This is a genomic window from Micromonospora sp. A202 (genome assembly GCF_006715105.1).
GTDB lineage: Bacteria > Actinomycetota > Actinomycetes > Mycobacteriales > Micromonosporaceae > Micromonospora > Micromonospora zamorensis.
In genome coordinates, this window is record NZ_VFMP01000001.1 from 3,977,450 (window position 1) to 3,993,341 (window position 15,892).

The following is a 15,892-nucleotide window of genomic DNA, read 5'->3' on the forward strand; positions in this document are numbered from 1 at the left end:
CGATCGGAGCCGTCAGTCTCGCCTCGACGGGGCGCCGATGGCCAGGACAGCGGTGTCGTCGGTGAGCCCGTCGCCAAAGGTGGCGAGAAGTTCGGTGACGGCCATGACGGCGGTGGCGGCGGTCGCGGGTGCGAGAGAGCCGGCGAACCGGGCGAGGGCTGCCGCTCCGTAACGGCCGTCGGCGGTCTCACCGCCAGTCGTACGAGCCTCGGTGAGGCCGTCGCTGTAGAGCAGCAACGTGTCGCCCGGATTCGCAACGAGGATGGTGTTGGTGTATCGGGTGTTCGGGAAGGCGCCCACAATGCGGCCCTTCGTAAGGTGGTAATGAACGGAGCCGTCGGCCCTCAGTAGCAGCGGTTCCGGATGCCCGCCACTGGCGATGACCGCGGTGAAACCGCCGACGGTCGAGGTGGGTGTGAGGATGCCGAACACGACGGTGCAGTAGCGCGCATCCTCCCGGTATTCCTGCCAGAGCACGGTGTTGAGGTTGTGCAGCGCGGCAGCGGGGTCGGGGTCGTAGACGGTTGCGGCGCGCAACGTGTAGCGGGCCAGAGCGGTGACGGCGGCCGCTTCGACGCCCTTGCCGCTGACGTCGCCGAGGAAGAACCCCCACCGGCCATCGACCAGGGGAAAGAGGTCATAGAAGTCGCCGCCGACCTGGTCGGTGGAGGCCGCCCGGTAGTACGCGGCGCTTTCCATTCCAGGTGGCGTCTGCAGCACGGCGGGGAGGAGGCTGCGCTGCAGCTTGCTGACGAGATGCCGCAGCCGCTCGTCCTCGCGCTCCGCGGCTTTGCGGGCGTTGAGGAGCTCTCTCTCGTAGGCGCGGCGCATCGTGGCGTCGAAGATGGCCGTCCGGATGAGCTGGGGTTGACCTTCGCTGCCACCCTTGACGACGGAAGTCACGAGGACCGGCATGCGAACGCCGTCCTTCGTGCGGAGGTCGAGGGCGACGCCGCCGATCTCGCCCCGCATGGCCAGCATCGGCGCGAAGTGGGTTTCGTGGTAGATCCGGCCGCCACCGGTGAGCAGGTCGCTGAAGCGGCGTCGGCCGACGAGTTCCTCACTGCGGTAACCGAGCCAGGCCAGCAGGGTGCCGTTGATCTTCGCGATGGTGCCGTCCAGCAGGGTGGACAACTGCCCGCAGGGCGCATTCTCGTACAGGTCTTCGAGGTCGTCTTCAAGCAGGGCAGAGAACCCGACCTCACTCGGCTGGGCACTCCCGTCATCGCCTGGGCCTTGTCCGTGAGGGTCAGGCCCCGCAGGGGCGGTCATCGGTAGGCGGTCCTGACAAACGACGTGATCGCTGCGGCCGTTGCCTCCGGCGCGCTCAGCTGCGGGCAGTGCCCGGTCGCGTCCAGTGTGACGAGCTGACTTCCGGCGATCTGCGCATGCACGAACGCGCCGACTTCGGGCGGCGCGATGGCGTCCTGGGCACATTGCAGGATCAGGGTGGGAACGCTCACCGCGGCGAGATCCGCACGGTTGTCCGACAGGAACGTCGTCCGGGCGAACACCTGCGCCATCGCGGGATCCGTCCGGCAGAAGCTCGCCGTCAGCTCTTCACCCAGCTCCGGCCGTTCCGGATTGCCCATGATCAAGGGTGCCATGCTCGACGACCAGCCGAGATAGTTGCTGTCCAGTGAATCGAGCAGGTCGTCGATGTCGTCGCGAGTGAAACCGCCCCGGTAGTTCTCGTCATCGATGTAGCACGGTGACGGGGTGACCAGGACGAGCGCGGAGAAGCGGTCCGGCTCGCGGTTGGCTGCGATGACCCCGATGCTCGAACTGACCGAATGCCCGACGAAGATCGGCTGCTGGAGGTCGAGGTCCTGGCAGATGCTCAGCACATCATCGGCGTAGCCGTCCAGGGAGGCATACCGGTCGGCGTCCCAGGCCGCCGGGTCAGCCTTGCCTGATCCGACGTGATCAAAGAGCACCAGTCGGGCCCATTGTCCGAGTTCGGTGGCCACGTGACGCCACATGTGCTGATCACAACCGAAGCCGTGCGCGAGCACAACGGTAGGGCCGTCCTCACGGCCAGCCAGCACCACGTTGTTGCGGTTCCGAACGCGCATTCGCCTATCTTCCATCACCCGCATCTGCGGACCAAGCGGGCTCAGCTGGGCGAACGCCGTCGCACGAACGACCTGGTGGAGCCGGTCGTGGGTGCTCCCCCGGAAACGCGGAAGTCCTCTGCCTGGTGGCGACGGACCGTGGCGCGGCGAGAGGCTCGTGTGCCACCTGTTCGACCTCCTCCACGGCCGCCAGGACCTGTGCCACACCCAGTGCTGCCAACGCCGGGTGGATCCCGGTCACCGGCGCGGGGCCCGGGGGGACCGGCCCGGCCCAGAGCGCCCGGTGCCAGGGACGGTCGGCGGGCGGCCCCCACAACGCCGGTGACACCGGCCCGAAGAGCAGGACGGACGGGGTCGCGTAGGCGGTGGCGAGGTGACCGATGCCGGTGTCGCCAGCGACCACCAGACGACAGTGGGCGACCAGGGTGGCCAACTCCCCCACCCCGGTGCGCCCCGCGAGGACCGCAGAACCGGGCAGCCCGGCCCGGGCCGCGACCTCGGCGGCAACGGTCCGCTCGCCACTCGACCCGGTGACCACGACCCGGTGCCCCCGACGGGTCAGTTCCCGGGCCACGGCGGCGAACCGGTCGACCGGCCAGCGCCGCTGCACAGCCTTCGCCCCCGGGTGCACGATGGTCGCCCCGATCGGCAGGTCCTGCGGTGGTGGTCGGCGCAGCGCGAGGTCGTCCGGGTTGGCGGCGATGCCGTACCAGGCCAGGAGACGGCACCACCGGTGGACCTCGTGTTCGTCCGGCCGCCACGCCGGTCCGGTGTGGTGTCCCGCCTCGGGGCACGCGAAGGCCATCAGCCGCCGGGGCTGGGCGGTGTGCAGCAGACGGTGCGACTGCGGTCCCCGCCCGTGCAGGTTCACCGCCCAGTCCGGCGACGTCGACGGCCACTCGTACGGCCCCAGCCCGTCCACGTCGATCAACTGGTCGACCACACCGATCAGGTCGACCATCGGCGCGAGCCAGCGCGGTGCCGCCAGTGCCAGTCGGTCATGCGGGGCGGCGACCCGCAACGCGCGCAGGGCCGGCACGACGGTGGCAAGATCACCGATGCCGAGGGCTCGGAGCGCGAGGATCACGGGTAGGAACTTTCCTGTTCGGCGCAGACGACCATTTCCCGTACCGCGCAGCCGGCTGGTTGGGACAGCGCGAAGAGCACCGCGTCGGCGACGTGGGCGGGGTCGTTGAGTACGGCGTCCGGCCCCGGCCGGTACTGCTCGTCGCGGTCGTCGAAGAACGCCGTCCGCATGCCCCCCGGGATGAGCAGGGTGACGCCGACCGAGCCGGCCAGTTCGGCGGCGAGGGCGCGGGTGAAGCCGACGACGCCGAACTTGGCGGCGCAGTAGGCGGTGGCGTCGCTGACCGCCTTGACGCCCAGCGTGGAGGCGACGGTGACCACCGTGCCCCGGGAGCGTTCCAGGCTGGGCAGCGCGGCCCGGATGACCGCAGCGGTGGCGAGCAGGTCGACGGTCACGACGCGTTCCCAGATCTCGGCGGGGACGTCGGCGAGCCGGCCGGGGGTGTCCGTGCCGGCGGCGGTGACGACTGCGTCCAGTTCACCGGCCTGCTCGGCGAGCTGACGGGTGGCCAGTTCGGCGGCCCGGGTGTCGGCGAGGTCGCACTCCACCCACGGCACGCCGTCTGCCGGCTCCTGCCGATCCAGCACGTACGGGCGTGCGCCGGCCTTCTGCAGGGCCGTCACGATGGCGGCGCCAAGACCACTGGCACCACCGGTGACCAGGACCGCCTTGTTGGTCAACGAGTTCATCGTCGTCCTTCCGTCAACTGTCGGCCGCCGGCACGGGCGGCGGCGATGGTGCTGGAGGTGGAGTGCCCGTCGAGGTAGGGCACGAGCACGACCTGTCCGCCCCAACGGCGTACCTGGTCGGCTTCGGGCAGGTCCGGGTGGTCCGGGCCGGCGCCGGACAGGTAGTCGCCGCCCTTGACCCAGATGTCGGGGCGCAGCCAGGAGAGCACCGCGTGCGGGGTCGGCTCGTCGAAGATGACGACGGCGTCGACACAGTCCAGTGCGGCGAGCAGGCGGGCCCGGTCGGCCTGCGGGGTGAGCGGGCGGTCGGGGCCCTTCAGTTCGGCGACACCGCGGTCGGAGTTGAGGCAGACGATGAGGCAGTCGCCGAGCCCGCGGGCGGCCTGGAGGGTGGCCAGGTGTCCGCTGTGCAGGAGGTCGAAGCAGCCGCCGGTGGCGACAACAGTCCCGTCGTTGGCGCGTACCCGGGCCAGCACGGCCGCTGCCGCTTCCCTGCCGTCGCCGGTCGCGGTGGCCGGGCGCCGAGCGGTGACGGCCCTGTCACTGCCGGCGGGGTGATGAGCCTCGGTGAGGGCCACGATGCCGGCCGGACCGCCGGCGGCGACGTAGGTCGAGGCGACCCGGACGGCCTCCTCGACCGCTTCCGACACCAGCGCCCCGTCTGCCAGGGCGAGAGCGGCCGCGGAGGCGAACCGGTCACCAGCGCCGCAGGTGTCACCTGCGGTCGCCGTCGACGCCGGTACGACCAGTGGTGCCCCGCCGTTCTGGCACAGCAGGCTGCCGTCGTCGCCCAGGGTCACCGCGACCGCGGCGGCACGCCAGCGGTCCCGCAGGGTCCGCGCGGCGCGGGCCACCCCGGAGAGTCGTGGACCGGTCGCCGCGTCGCCGGTGAGCCGGAACAGTTCCTCCTCGTTGGGCGTCAGCAGCCGACAGCCGGGTACGGCCGCCGGCCCCCGCGGGTGCGGATCCCAGACCACCGGTGCGGACGTCGCGGCGAGCGCGCGCCGCAGCGCCGGTTGCCGTGCCACGCCACGCCCGTAATCGCTGACCAGGATGGCTCCCGCCCCGGCCAGCACCTCCAGCGTCGCCGCCGACGGTTCGCCGCACGGCGGGGTGTCGCCGCCACGGTCCAGCCGGAGCAGGGTCTGTCCGCCGGCCCGCAGCCGGATCTTCTCCGGGGTGGCGCCGCGCAGCGGCAGTGGATGCAGGCGCACCCCGGCGGCGGTGAGCAGGGCGGCCAGCCGGGCCGCGGCCGGGTCGTCGGCGAAGGCGGTGACCAGCGCCACGTCGTGCCCGTCGGCGGCGGCGAGCAGTGCGGCCAGCCCGGCCCCGCCCGGGCGGTCGGTGGCCGACGTTTCGTTCAGCACCAGCGCCGGGGCGTCCGGGCAGAGCCGGTCGACGGTGCCGTCGACGTCCCGATCCAGCAGGGTGTCCCCGAGTACGACCAGTGGGCCGCTCATGAGGGCGCCTCCTCGTGGGGTGCCACGCTCAGCAGGTGACGCGCGGCGGATGGCGCTCGCCCGTTTCGTCCGGCCGGCAGCGGCGCCGAGGTGTCGTGGGCGGCGAGCAACTGGCCCGGTGCGGCACGCCGCTGCCGAAGCAGGGCCTGGTCGACGTAGGAGCAGAGCAGGTGCGTCGAGACCAGGTGCAGTTCCTGTACCACCTGCGGCTCGGGTGACGGCACGGTCAGCGCCTCGGCGCAGGCGTCGGCGAGCGGGTTGGGCGCCGGGCCGGTGAAGGCCCAGCAGGTCAGCCCCGCGTGCCGTCCCGCGTCCGCCGCGGCGAGCAGGTTCGCACTGCGGCCGCTGGTAGACATCAGCAGCAGGATGTCGCCGGGCCGGCCGTGGGCCCGTACCTGCCGGGCGAACATCTCGTCGAAGCCGTAGTCGTTGCCGATCGCGGTCAACGACGATGTCTCGGCGGTCAACGCGATCGCCGACAGCGGAGTCCGGTCGTCGCGGAGCTTGCCGACCAGTTCGGCGGTGAGGTGCTGGGCCTCGGCGGCACTGCCGCCGTTGCCGGCAGCCAGCAGCCGGCCACCGGCGGCCAGGGTCCGGGCGAGGTGGGTGCCCCAGCGGCTGAGTCGCCCGGCGGCGTCGCGGTAGCCGGGCAGGGCCCGGGACAGCTGGGTCAGGTGCGCGTCGAGAAGCAACTGTTCGGTCATCAGGCCACCGCCCCACTGGTCTGCGACGCGCCGCACACGGCGGTGTAGACGGCGTTGAGGCGGGCCGCGGTCCGGGCCCAGGAATAGCTGGTGCGGATCCGCTCGACGGCGGCGATTCCGTAGCGGCGGCGACGGTCCGCGTCGGCGAGGAGACGACGCAACGCGTCGCCCAGCGCCTCCGGGTCGCGGGGCGGCACGAGGTCGCCGGTGACGCCGGGAACGACGGTGTCGGTCAGGCCGCCGACGGCCGTGCCGACCACCGGTGTCCCGCACGCCATCGCCTCCAACGGGGTCAGCCCGAAGGGTTCGTACCAGGGGGTCGCCACCAGCAGATCCGCTGAGCGGTACCACCGGGCCATGTCCTCGCGAGGTACGGCGCCGACGAGGTGCACCCGACCGGCGACGCCCTCGGACTCGGCCAGCGCACGCAGCCGCCGGGCGTACCCGTCATCGGTCAGTCGCGTCGCCGGGGGGCCACCGATCAGGACGTACTCGGCTTCGGGTACCGCCCGCAGTGCACGTACCGCGTCCTGGAAGCCTTTGCGATCGACCAGCCGGCCCACGCCCAGCAGGCGCGGTCGGCCCGGGTCGCGGCGGGCGGCGGGGCCGTCCGGGGTGAAGATGCGCTGGTTGACCCCGGACGGTACGACGGTGATCGCCGAGCGGCGGACGCCCATCCGGGTCAGCTCGTCCACCTCGTCGGCGCACTGGGCGATGACCCGGTTGACGCTGCCGGCGAGCATCCGTTCACACCTGATCCGACGTGGTGGGCTGGTGTCGGCCGCACCCTGGTGGCGGCGTTTGACGGTGCCGAGCGCGTGGAAGGTCTGCACCACCGGCACGCCGGTCTGCCGGCCTGCGGCGAGGGCCGCAAGGCCGCTCATCCAGAAGTGTGCGTGGGCCACGTCCGGTCGCCACACGTCGTCGTCCCAGTGCCGGGCGAGCCACCGGCCGAATTCCGGCATGTACGGCGCCAGCTCGTCCTTGGGTGTCGGCTCGGCCGGTCCGGCCGGTACGTGGACCACGCTCACCCCGTCGCCCAGCGCGACCACTGTGTCCTGGTGCGGCTCATCGCGTCGGGTGTAGACGCGCACGTCGTGTCCCTGGTCGGCCAGGGCGACGGCGAGTTCAGCCACGTGGGTGTTCTGTCCGCCTGCGTCCGGGCCGCCAAGTGCGGCCAGCGGGCTCGCGTGTTCGGAGATCATCGCAATGCGCACTGTTCCTCCTGGAATAGTCGGTCCCAGTCCGCGAGGAACCGGTCGAGGCCGTACCGGCCGGTGGCGGCCCGGCGGGCGTGCTCGCCCATGGCCCGCGCGGCGACCGGGTCTTCGATCAGCCACGCGGCGGCCTCCCGCAGCGTGCCGAGGTTGGTCGACAGCACGCCCGCCTCGGGCGGTACGGCAGCGACCGCCTCCGTGGTGGCCAGCGCGACGACCGGCATTCCGATGGTCATCGCCTCCAGGAGGCTGAGCCCGAGCGACGTCCATCGACACAGGTGCAGGTAGGCGCGCCGTCGGGCGATCTGCTCGTGCAGCAGCGCCTGAGGCAGGTCGTAGGTCGCGAGGCGGTCGGCGGGCAGTTCGACCGCCTCGGCGAGGGCCTGCACGTTCATCCCGAACACGTCCAGTGGAGCGATCGAGGCGAACTGGGGCATCAGGTCCGTGCCGGTGACCCGCCAGCGGCGTACCGGTTCGTTTGTCACCACCGCCAGCCGCGCCATGCTGCCGTCGTAGCTGACCCGGGGTGGGACGATGCCGTGCTCGACGACTGTGGTGCGCGTGGCACCGGTGTCCCAGAACAGGTCGTTGAAGTGGGTGACGTGGGCGACGAGCAGGTCGTCGCGGTCGGCCATCGGATGGCGGGTGTTCGGTACGTCGCCCTTCGGGGTGTTGTGCTCGACGTAGATCGCCCGCAGGTCCCGGCCGGGGCGCCGTCCCAGCCAGGTCTCGGCCAGCTCCAGTTCCTCGGGTCGTTGCAGGACCACCAGGTCGACTGACTCGGTGGCGAGTTGGTCGGGCGTGACCTCCTCGACGGAGGCCGGCCAGTCGTAGGTCTGTGCCCGGCCGAGGCCGTACGGGCCGCGGTCCGGGGTGACCGGGACGAGGTATCGATGCTTGCCGTGGACGAACGCGGTCGTCCACGCGCCGTGTACGTGCCACACCAGGATGTTCATCGCACTCCTTCCGCTGGCTCGGGGGCGGCCCGCGCGGCGAGCAACCGGACGGCGGCCACCACCTCGGCCGGGTCGACCGCGGCGAGGCAGGGATGGCCGGGCACGGGACAGACAGTGGCCCTGGTCTGCCGGCAGGCGGCCCCGGCGTCGCCGACCCGGACCAGCGGCACCCGGTAGGGCGCCCACTGCCCGAACGGGACGGTGGGGGCGAACAGGCTGACCACCGGCGTGCCAACCGCGGCGGCCAGGTGGGCGGGACCGGTGTTTCCGACCACCACACAGTCGGCCTGCGCCAGAACGACGGCCAGTTCCGCCAGCGAGGTACGACCGCCGAGATCGACCCCGCCCGCCGCCGCCACCTGGGCGGTCAGCTCACGCTCGTCCGGGCCGCCGGTGACCACGACGGGGTGACCGGCGCGGGCGAGAGCCGAGACGATCTCGGCGCAGCGTCGGGGCGGGCAGGCCCGGGCCGGTACCGAGGCGCCGGGATGGACGACCACGTAGCCGGCCGGGAGATCGACCGGCGAGCGGGTCGGCAGCGCCTCGGCATCCAGCCGCAGCACTGGTTCGTCCCGAGCAGCCAGCCCGAACCCGGCCACGGTGGACAGCGACAGCGCCCGCTCCGCCTCCGGTATCCCCGGGGGCACGCGGTGACGCAGGTCGAGCAGGCTGCCGGGGTAGTCGTCACTGATCGCACCGACCCACGGCACGCCGGCCATCCGCAGCAGCAGCGCCAACGGCAGCGGTGACTGGTGGAACGACGTGAAGATCAGCGCCTGGTCGGCGCCGACGGCGGCGAGCCGAGCGGTCAGCGCCCGCATCGCCTCCGCCTGCACCGGTGCCGCCTCCGGGTCGATCCACGGCAGCGGCCACTCGATCACCTCGTCCACGCCCGGCAGCAGTCGCGCGGCGGCCCGGCCGCGCGGGCCACACAGCAGCACCACCCGATCCGCCCCGTGCGCCACCGCCCGGATCGCCGGCCCGGTGATCAGGACGTCGCCGGCCGAGTCGCTGCGCACCACCAGCACGGTGCCCCGCCGCCCGCCGGTCCCCCGCTCCGTTGCGGCTGCCGGGTCGGCGGCCAACCCGGCGTGTGCCAGCGCCTGACGGCGGAGAATCTGGTCGACCGCGTCCGCCAGGTCGACGGCGACCGTCGGCGCGGCATCGATCTCCTCCGGGCGGGTGACCGGTGTCGGTACCAGAATGCCGGCGGCCCCGGCAGCCGCCGCAGCGACCATGTCCCGGCCGATGTCGCCGATCACCGCACAGCGGCTCGGGTCGGTGCCGAGCGCCCGGGCGGCCGCGTCGACCAATCCGGGTGCCGGCTTGCGGCACCGACAGCCGTCGCCCTCCTGGTGTGGGCAGACCTGCCAGGTGTCGAAGGGGCCGAGCAGCGCGTCGACGCGAGCGTGCACCGCGCCCAGGTCGGCGACGGTGAACAGGCCCCGGGCCAGCCCGGACTGGTTGGTCACCACGCCGAGCCGCAGCCCGGCGGCGCGGAGCCGGTCGAGTGCCGCCCTCGCGCCGGGCATCGGACGAACCTTGTCCGGGTCGCCGTTGTAGGGCACGTCTTCGACCAGGGTGCCGTCCCGGTCCAGAAGCACCGCGTCGAAGAGGCTGGGGGAACCGCTCATCGCGGACCGCCGCGACGGCGCACGACCGGGCGCGGCGTCTCGTGACGGGCGCGCCACCAGCCGCGCAACCAGTGCGTCACGGCGAACGGCGGAATCGCCACACTGGTCACCAGCATCGCGGTGACCTCCGAGCGGGTACGCGGTCCCGGCGCGATTCTCTCGTGCGCGAATCGGGCCGTACCGGCCAACCAGAGCGCGCCAGCCAGCGCAGCCGTGCCGGCGAACGGCCGACCGGCACCGGAGCGCCGAGCGGCCAGCGCGGCGACCGTCAGGATCCCGGCTGTGGTGATCGCGGCGTGCCGGTGGCGACGTCCCGCCGGCACGCGCAGTTCGCCGCGCCAACCCGCACCGTAGAGCCGGCGCAGCAGGGCGTCGTCCGCGTTGCCCCGTTGAGTACGCAGGCTGACCCAGCGGCTCTCGGCACGCACCGGGTGTGTGACGGTTCGGGTGCCCCGGGTCAACTGCCAGCCGGCGAGTCGGACCCGATGGGCCAGCTCGGCGTCCTCCCGGTAGGCGCGAGGGAATCGTTCGTCGAAGCCGCCCACGGCCTGGAGGGCAGCACGCCGGTAGGCCATGTCGGCGGTGATCCACTCACCGTCGGCCAGACCTGCCGTCGCCCGTTCCCAGTCGGTCGGCCGTCGGTCGGCCGGCAGCGGCACCCGCACGACGCCCTGCACACCACCGACCCGGTCCGGCACCGCGAGATCGGCGACGAGCCGGTCCAGCCAGTCCGGTGCCGGGACCACGTCGTCGTCGAGGAACGCCACCCAGGAGGACCGGGCCGCCCGCCAGCCCAGGTTGCGCGCCGCGGCCGGACCGGCGCCGCGGCCACGCAACACCTTCGTGTACGCGGCCAGCGCCCCCGGCACCGGCAGCTCGCCGCCGCCGGTGGACCGGTCGTCGATCAGGAGAACCTCCAGATCCGGCTCCGCACCGACCTGCCCGGCGAGCGTGGCCAGCAGGTCGCCGAGGCTGTCCCGACCCAGGGTCGGCACGATGATGCTGATCATCGCGTTGCACCGAGGTCGGCGCGGTGCACCGCGTACGGGCCGATGGCGAGCAGGTCCACCGGCGCCGAGCCGAACAGCTCCATCGCCTCCCGTGGCGTGTCGACCATCGGCCGGCCGGCGGTGTTGAGCGAGGTGTTGACGACGACCGGCACACCGGTGAGCCGGTCGAACTCGGCCAGCATCTCGGCCACCAGTGGCTCGGTGGCCGGGTCGACGGTCTGCACCCGAGCCGTTCCGTCGACGTGCACCACCGCCGGGATCCGCTCCCGCCACTCGGGCGCGACCCGGTGCACGAAGAGCATGTACGGGCTGGGGAGCACCCCTTCGAAGATCTCGGCGGCGCGTTCGGCCCGCACCATCGGGGCGATCGGTCGAAACTGCTCGCGGCCCTTGACGTCGTTCATCCGGCGGGTGGTGTCGGCGTCGCCGGGGTGCGCCAGCAACGACCGGTGTCCCAGTGCCCGGGGCCCGTACTCGCTCCGGCCCTGGAACCAGGCGACGACGCCGTTGCCGGCCAGCACCCGGGCCGCCTCGGCGGCGATCGAATCCGGCCGCCGGTAGGGCAGTGCCGCCCGCCGCAGCTCCGACTCCAGCTCGTCGTCGGTCCACCCCCGGCCCAGGTCCACACCGGGCATCGGCGCGGCCGGCTCACCGAGCACGCTCGCCAGGTGCAGGGCCGCGCCGAGCGCCGTGCCCGCGTCGCCCGCGGCCGGTTGCACCCAGACCCGCCGGTACGGGCCCTCGGCGGCGATCCGGGCGTTGGCGACACAGTTCAGCGCGACCCCGCCGGCCATCGTCAGGGTGGGCGGGCCGTCGGCCGCCTCGTACAGCCAGCGGGCCAGATCGAGGATCGTCTCCTCCACCCGTGCCTGCACGCTGGCGGCGAGGTCCGCGTGCTCGGCGGTCATCTCCCCGTCCGCGGGGCGCGGCTTGCTCAGGGAGGACCAGTCGATCCGGTCGACGGTGAACCCGCCGTCACCCGTGGTGCGGACCAGCTCGCCCAACACTCCGAGGTGGCGCGGTTCTCCGTACGAGGCCAGCGCCATCACCTTGTACTCGTCACTGGAGTGCAGAAAACCCAGGTGCCGGGTGAGGTCCTCGTAGAGCAGACCCAGCGAGTGCGGCAACTGCTGCGCGGCGAGTTGACGCAACCGTCCCTCTGAGTAGACGCCACCGAGGTGGCTCGCGGTCTCACCCCGCCCGTCGAGAACCAGCACCGCGGAGGTCGACGCACCGGTCCCGTCCGGCGGCACGGCGAGCCCGGCGGAGGCGGCGTGCGCGACGTGGTGCGGCACGAACCGCACAATGCCCGGGTCGAGGCCCGGCAGCGCCTCGGCGAGGAACTGCGGCGCCCGTTTCGCGTACTCGACCCGCAGCCAGTCCCACGGGTCCGCCAGACCCAGCTCGGCCGCGTCCCGGCACAGGCCCGGGTCGAAGGAGTAGGCGACCGCGTCAAGGTCCTGAGCACCGATGCCGGCCTGCCGCAGACACCAGGCGGCAGAGAGCTCAGGGAGTTCCCACGCGGAGAAGGGGACCGGCCGCTTACCGTGCTTGCGCCGGCTGAACCGCTCCTCCTCCGCGGCGGCCACCACCTGGCCGTCGATGACCAGGGCAGCCGCCGGATCATGAAAGATCGCGTTTATCCCGAGGACACGCATAGAGCGCCCTCTACCCCGTCGCGGCGCAACAACACCAGAGATCAGCAACTTCCTATAAATACCAAAAGTCCATTTAGCTGGGAGGCACCTGTAGCCGGCTCGGCGCCAGTCCCAGCCTTTCGGACGTTTCCGCCACAGGCCTGGGGTTACCTCCAGAAGGACGAGGAACATCCGTCGACCGCTGAGGGGAACCGCCATGGCCCGACCCAGGATCGTCATCGTCGGCGCGGGATTCGCCGGCTTCCACGCCGCTCGCCGCCTGGCCCGCGTCTCACGCGGCGCCGCCGACGTGGTGCTGGTCAACCCGACCGACTATTTCCTGTATCTGCCGCTGCTGCCGGAGGTATCCGGCGGGGTGCTCGACCCGCGCCGGGTCACCGTGCCGCTGGCCGACACCCTGCCCGGCGTGCAGGTGATCCTCGGCGAGGTCGACGGAATCGACGTCGACGGCAGAACCCTCTCCTACGTGGACCCCGAAGGCCGCTCCGGCCGCCTGTCGTACCACCGGCTCGTCCTCGCCGCCGGCAGCGTCAACAAACTGCTGCCGATTCCCGGGGTCGCCGACCACGCGCACGGCTTCCGTGGCATCCCGGAGGCGGTGTACCTGCGGGAACGGCTGATCCAGCAGATCGAGCTGGCCGACGCGACCGACGACCCGGCCGAGCGGGAGGCACGCTGCACGTTCGTCGTGGTCGGCGCCGGCTACACCGGCACGGAGGTCGCCGCCCAGGGACAGCTGTTCACCGACGAGATCGTCCGCCACCATCCGCGGCTGGACGGGATCCGCCCACGCTGGTTGCTGCTGGACACCGCCGACCGGGTCCTGCCGGGCCTCGCCGACCGGATGTCCCGGGTGGCCGAGCGGGTGCTGGGCGAGCGTGGGATCGAGGTGTGCCTGGGCACCTCGGTCGCCGAGGCCACCGCCGACGGGGTCCATCTCTCCGACGGCCGGTTCGTGCCGTCCCGAACCCTGGTGTGGAGCGTCGGCGTACGACCCGACCCGCTCGTCGAGGCCACCGGACTACCGACGATCCGTGGGCGCGTCACCGTCGACGAGTACCTGACCGTGCCCGGCCACCCGGAGATCCTGGCCTGCGGCGACGCCGCAGCCGTGCCCGACCCGGGCCGCCCCGGTGAGATCACCCCGATGACCGCCCAGCACGCCGTGCGGCAGGGCCGCCTGGCCGCCGACAACATCGCCGCTTCCTACGGGGTCGGCCGGCGGCGCCCGTACCGGCACCGCGACCTGGGCTTCGTCGTTGACCTGGGCGGATGGCAGGCCACCGCGAACCCGCTGCACGTACCCCTGTCCGGGCTCCCAGCCCGCGCCATGGCCCGCGGTTACCACCTGCTGTCCCTGCCCGCCAACCGTGCCCGCACCGCCGCCGACTGGTTGTTCGCGGCGGTCGGGTCCCGGCCCAGCGTGCAACTTGGCCTCGTCCCCGACGCCGCAGTGCCCCTGGACACCGCCGCGCCGGAACTCGCCCGCCGCTGACCTCTCGAAACCGCCCCGCCGCCGCAGGAGCGGCGGGGCGGGCCGTTCGCACCTCGTCGGGTCACCTGTCGCCAGCGGCGCGCTCACGGTCGGCCTCGGCATCCGCCGCACCGGTGGGGACGCCGTCGCCGTCACGGGCGGCGTGGGACAGGTCCACGTCGGCACCGGTCCGGGCGGCGTCGGCCGCCGCGTCGTCCGCGCCGACAATCTCCCCGCCGCCGTCGGCGCCCAGGCCGTCGTCGTCGATGAGCTGTTCAGAGCCAGCCAGTGCGATCGGTACGTACCGGGGATCGGTCATCTCGTCCTCCTCGGGGGATCCTGAACGCTTTCCCAACCGCTACCCCGAGGTCCGTTCCACACACCTCCACCCGTGCCGGCGACTGGCTCACTGTCGGCTGGGGCAACCGCGCCGGCCGGAGCGGGCTCGGTCGGGGTGAGGTTTCGGGCCGGGCACAGTGGGCACTGGCCGCTCATGACCGACCAGCGCGGACCACACCTGGACGATTCACTCGGGTTCCTGCTCAACGGCTACGCCTGGCTACCCGCCCTGGCGAGACGCGACGGTCGGTCCACCGTGCGAACCCGCGTGATGGGCCAGCCGGCACTCACGCTGCGCGGGCCCGACGCGGTGCGGTTCTTCTACGACGAGCGGCATGTACGTCGGCACGGGGCCATCCCGGAACCGGTACAGGGAACGTTGTTCGGCCACCGGGCCGTGCACACCCTCGACGGCGCGGACCACCGTCATCGCAAGGCGATGTTCCTGTCCCTGCTCACCGACCCGAGACGCGTCGCCGACCTGGTCGACCACGTCGGCGCGGCCTGGAACGAGGCGATCGCTAACAGCGGCGACGGACGACGCGTCGTGCTCTTCGACGAGGCGAGTCGCGTGATCACCAAGGGCGTCTGCGGCTGGGCCGGGATTCCGGTCGACGACGCCGAGATCGCACCGGTGGCCCGCGACCTGACCGCCCTGGTCGACGGCTTCGCCACAGTGGGTCCGCGACACTGGCGGGCGCGGCGCGCCCGTGGCCGGCGGGAGGACTGGCTGGCCGGGCTCGTCGAGCAGGTCCGCGCACATGTCGTCACCGCACCCGCGGGCTCCGTCCTCGAAGCGGTCGCCCGGCACCGCGACCGCGACGGCGAGCCCCTGGACCCCAAGCTCGCCGCTGTCGAGCTGCTCAACATCATCCGCCCCACCGTCGCGGTGTCCTGGTTCGTGGCGTTCACGGCCCACGCGCTGCACCGCTGGCCCGAGCACCGCGACCGGCTGCGCACCGGCGACGCCGCCTACGCGGTCGCGTTCGCCCACGAGGTACGCCGCTTCTACCCGTTCGCCCCGTTCGTGGGTGGCCGGGCCGTCACCGACCTGACCTGGCAGGGCCAGCACGTCCCCGCCGGATCACTCGTGCTGCTCGACATCTACGGTCAGAACCACGATCCGGCGCTCTGGCCTGACCCGTACCGCTTCGACCCCCAGCGATTCCTCGGGCGTGCCCCCGACCCGTACGAGCTCATTCCCCAGGGCGGTGCCGACCGGAGCACCGGGCACCGCTGCCCCGGCGAGGATGTCACAGTGGCTCTGCTCGCCGCCTTCGCCGGCTGGTTGGCGCGCCTGGACTACACAGTGCCCGAGCAGGACCTGACCATCTCGCTGCGCCGCATCCCCGCGCTGCCCCGCAGTCGGTTCGCCGTGACCGACGTGCACCTGACCGCCGCCTCGCCGGCCTCCGGCCGACCCCTCTGAAGCCGGAACACCTCCAGGTGTGAGATCAGCTTCGTAGGGTAGGGACAGATCACGGGTCAAGACATGTGCCCTCCAACGCCCTTCCAGCCGCGTCTCGTGCGGCAGGGAGGCAGTCGATGGACAGCGGGAGCGCCATGTCAGCACGCCGGATGTCGCCTAC

Annotated in this window: 13 protein-coding genes and 1 pseudogene; 2 read left to right on the plus strand and 12 right to left on the minus strand. The window is 72.6% G+C overall.

Annotated features, from left to right (window positions below; genetic code table 11):
* Positions 1-12: 12 nt before the first annotated feature.
* From FBZ33_RS18445 to FBZ33_RS18495, 11 genes and pseudogenes are all read right to left on the minus strand, one after another.
* Positions 13-1,272, minus strand: a complete 1,260-nt coding sequence (locus FBZ33_RS18445) for a PP2C family protein-serine/threonine phosphatase (RefSeq protein WP_141910033.1) — start codon at positions 1,270-1,272, stop codon at positions 13-15.
* Positions 1,269-2,075: an alpha/beta fold hydrolase gene (locus FBZ33_RS18450; RefSeq protein ID WP_141910034.1), complete on the minus strand. Its 807-nt coding sequence runs from the start codon at positions 2,073-2,075 to the stop codon at positions 1,269-1,271. Before FBZ33_RS18450 ends, FBZ33_RS18445 begins: the two co-directional genes overlap by 4 nt.
* 163 nt (positions 2,076-2,238) lie before the next feature.
* Positions 2,239-3,162: pseudogene (locus FBZ33_RS18455) on the minus strand (glycosyltransferase family 9 protein); the annotation flags it as partial.
* Positions 3,159-3,851 (minus strand): SDR family oxidoreductase, encoded by a 693-nt coding sequence (locus tag FBZ33_RS18460; RefSeq protein ID WP_141910036.1) that lies wholly within the window; start codon positions 3,849-3,851, stop codon positions 3,159-3,161. The pseudogene FBZ33_RS18455 and the gene FBZ33_RS18460, both read right to left, overlap by 4 nt.
* Positions 3,848-5,311 (minus strand): PfkB family carbohydrate kinase, encoded by a 1,464-nt coding sequence (locus tag FBZ33_RS18465; RefSeq protein WP_141910037.1) that lies wholly within the window; start codon positions 5,309-5,311, stop codon positions 3,848-3,850. Before FBZ33_RS18465 ends, FBZ33_RS18460 begins: the two co-directional genes overlap by 4 nt.
* Positions 5,308-6,015: an SIS domain-containing protein gene (locus FBZ33_RS18470; RefSeq protein WP_370453018.1), complete on the minus strand. Its 708-nt coding sequence runs from the start codon at positions 6,013-6,015 to the stop codon at positions 5,308-5,310. The genes FBZ33_RS18465 and FBZ33_RS18470 overlap by 4 nt, the downstream gene beginning before the upstream one ends.
* A complete protein-coding gene (locus FBZ33_RS18475) occupies positions 6,015-7,232 on the minus strand; it encodes a glycosyltransferase (RefSeq protein WP_141910038.1) in 1,218 nt (405 codons plus the stop codon). Before FBZ33_RS18475 ends, FBZ33_RS18470 begins: the two co-directional genes overlap by 1 nt.
* On the minus strand, positions 7,217-8,188 hold the full coding sequence (locus FBZ33_RS18480; RefSeq protein WP_141910039.1) for a glycosyltransferase: 972 nt from the start codon (positions 8,186-8,188) through the stop codon (positions 7,217-7,219). The genes FBZ33_RS18475 and FBZ33_RS18480 overlap by 16 nt, the downstream gene beginning before the upstream one ends.
* Positions 8,185-9,822 (minus strand): HAD-IIIA family hydrolase, encoded by a 1,638-nt coding sequence (locus FBZ33_RS18485; protein WP_141910040.1) that lies wholly within the window; start codon positions 9,820-9,822, stop codon positions 8,185-8,187. Before FBZ33_RS18485 ends, FBZ33_RS18480 begins: the two co-directional genes overlap by 4 nt.
* The gene (locus FBZ33_RS18490; protein ID WP_141910041.1) at positions 9,819-10,832 is read right to left on the minus strand and encodes a glycosyltransferase family 2 protein; all 1,014 of its coding nucleotides are present in this window, start codon (positions 10,830-10,832) and stop codon (positions 9,819-9,821) included. The genes FBZ33_RS18485 and FBZ33_RS18490 overlap by 4 nt, the downstream gene beginning before the upstream one ends.
* Positions 10,829-12,490, minus strand: coding sequence for a carbamoyltransferase C-terminal domain-containing protein (locus FBZ33_RS18495; protein WP_141910042.1), 1,662 nt, complete (start codon positions 12,488-12,490; stop codon positions 10,829-10,831). The genes FBZ33_RS18490 and FBZ33_RS18495 overlap by 4 nt, the downstream gene beginning before the upstream one ends.
* A gap of 196 nt (positions 12,491-12,686) precedes the next feature.
* On the opposite strand from FBZ33_RS18495, the gene FBZ33_RS18500 reads away from it, so the two are divergent.
* Positions 12,687-13,985, plus strand: a complete 1,299-nt coding sequence (locus FBZ33_RS18500; RefSeq protein ID WP_141910043.1) for an NAD(P)/FAD-dependent oxidoreductase — start codon at positions 12,687-12,689, stop codon at positions 13,983-13,985.
* A 61-nt stretch (positions 13,986-14,046) separates the two neighbouring features.
* Here the strand turns inward: FBZ33_RS18500 and FBZ33_RS18505 are convergent, their stop codons facing one another.
* Positions 14,047-14,283, minus strand: coding sequence for a hypothetical protein (locus tag FBZ33_RS18505; RefSeq protein WP_141910044.1), 237 nt, complete (start codon positions 14,281-14,283; stop codon positions 14,047-14,049).
* A gap of 174 nt (positions 14,284-14,457) precedes the next feature.
* On the opposite strand from FBZ33_RS18505, the gene FBZ33_RS18510 reads away from it, so the two are divergent.
* Positions 14,458-15,732, plus strand: a complete 1,275-nt coding sequence (locus FBZ33_RS18510; RefSeq protein WP_141910045.1) for a cytochrome P450 — start codon at positions 14,458-14,460, stop codon at positions 15,730-15,732.
* Positions 15,733-15,892: the final 160 nt, after the last annotated feature.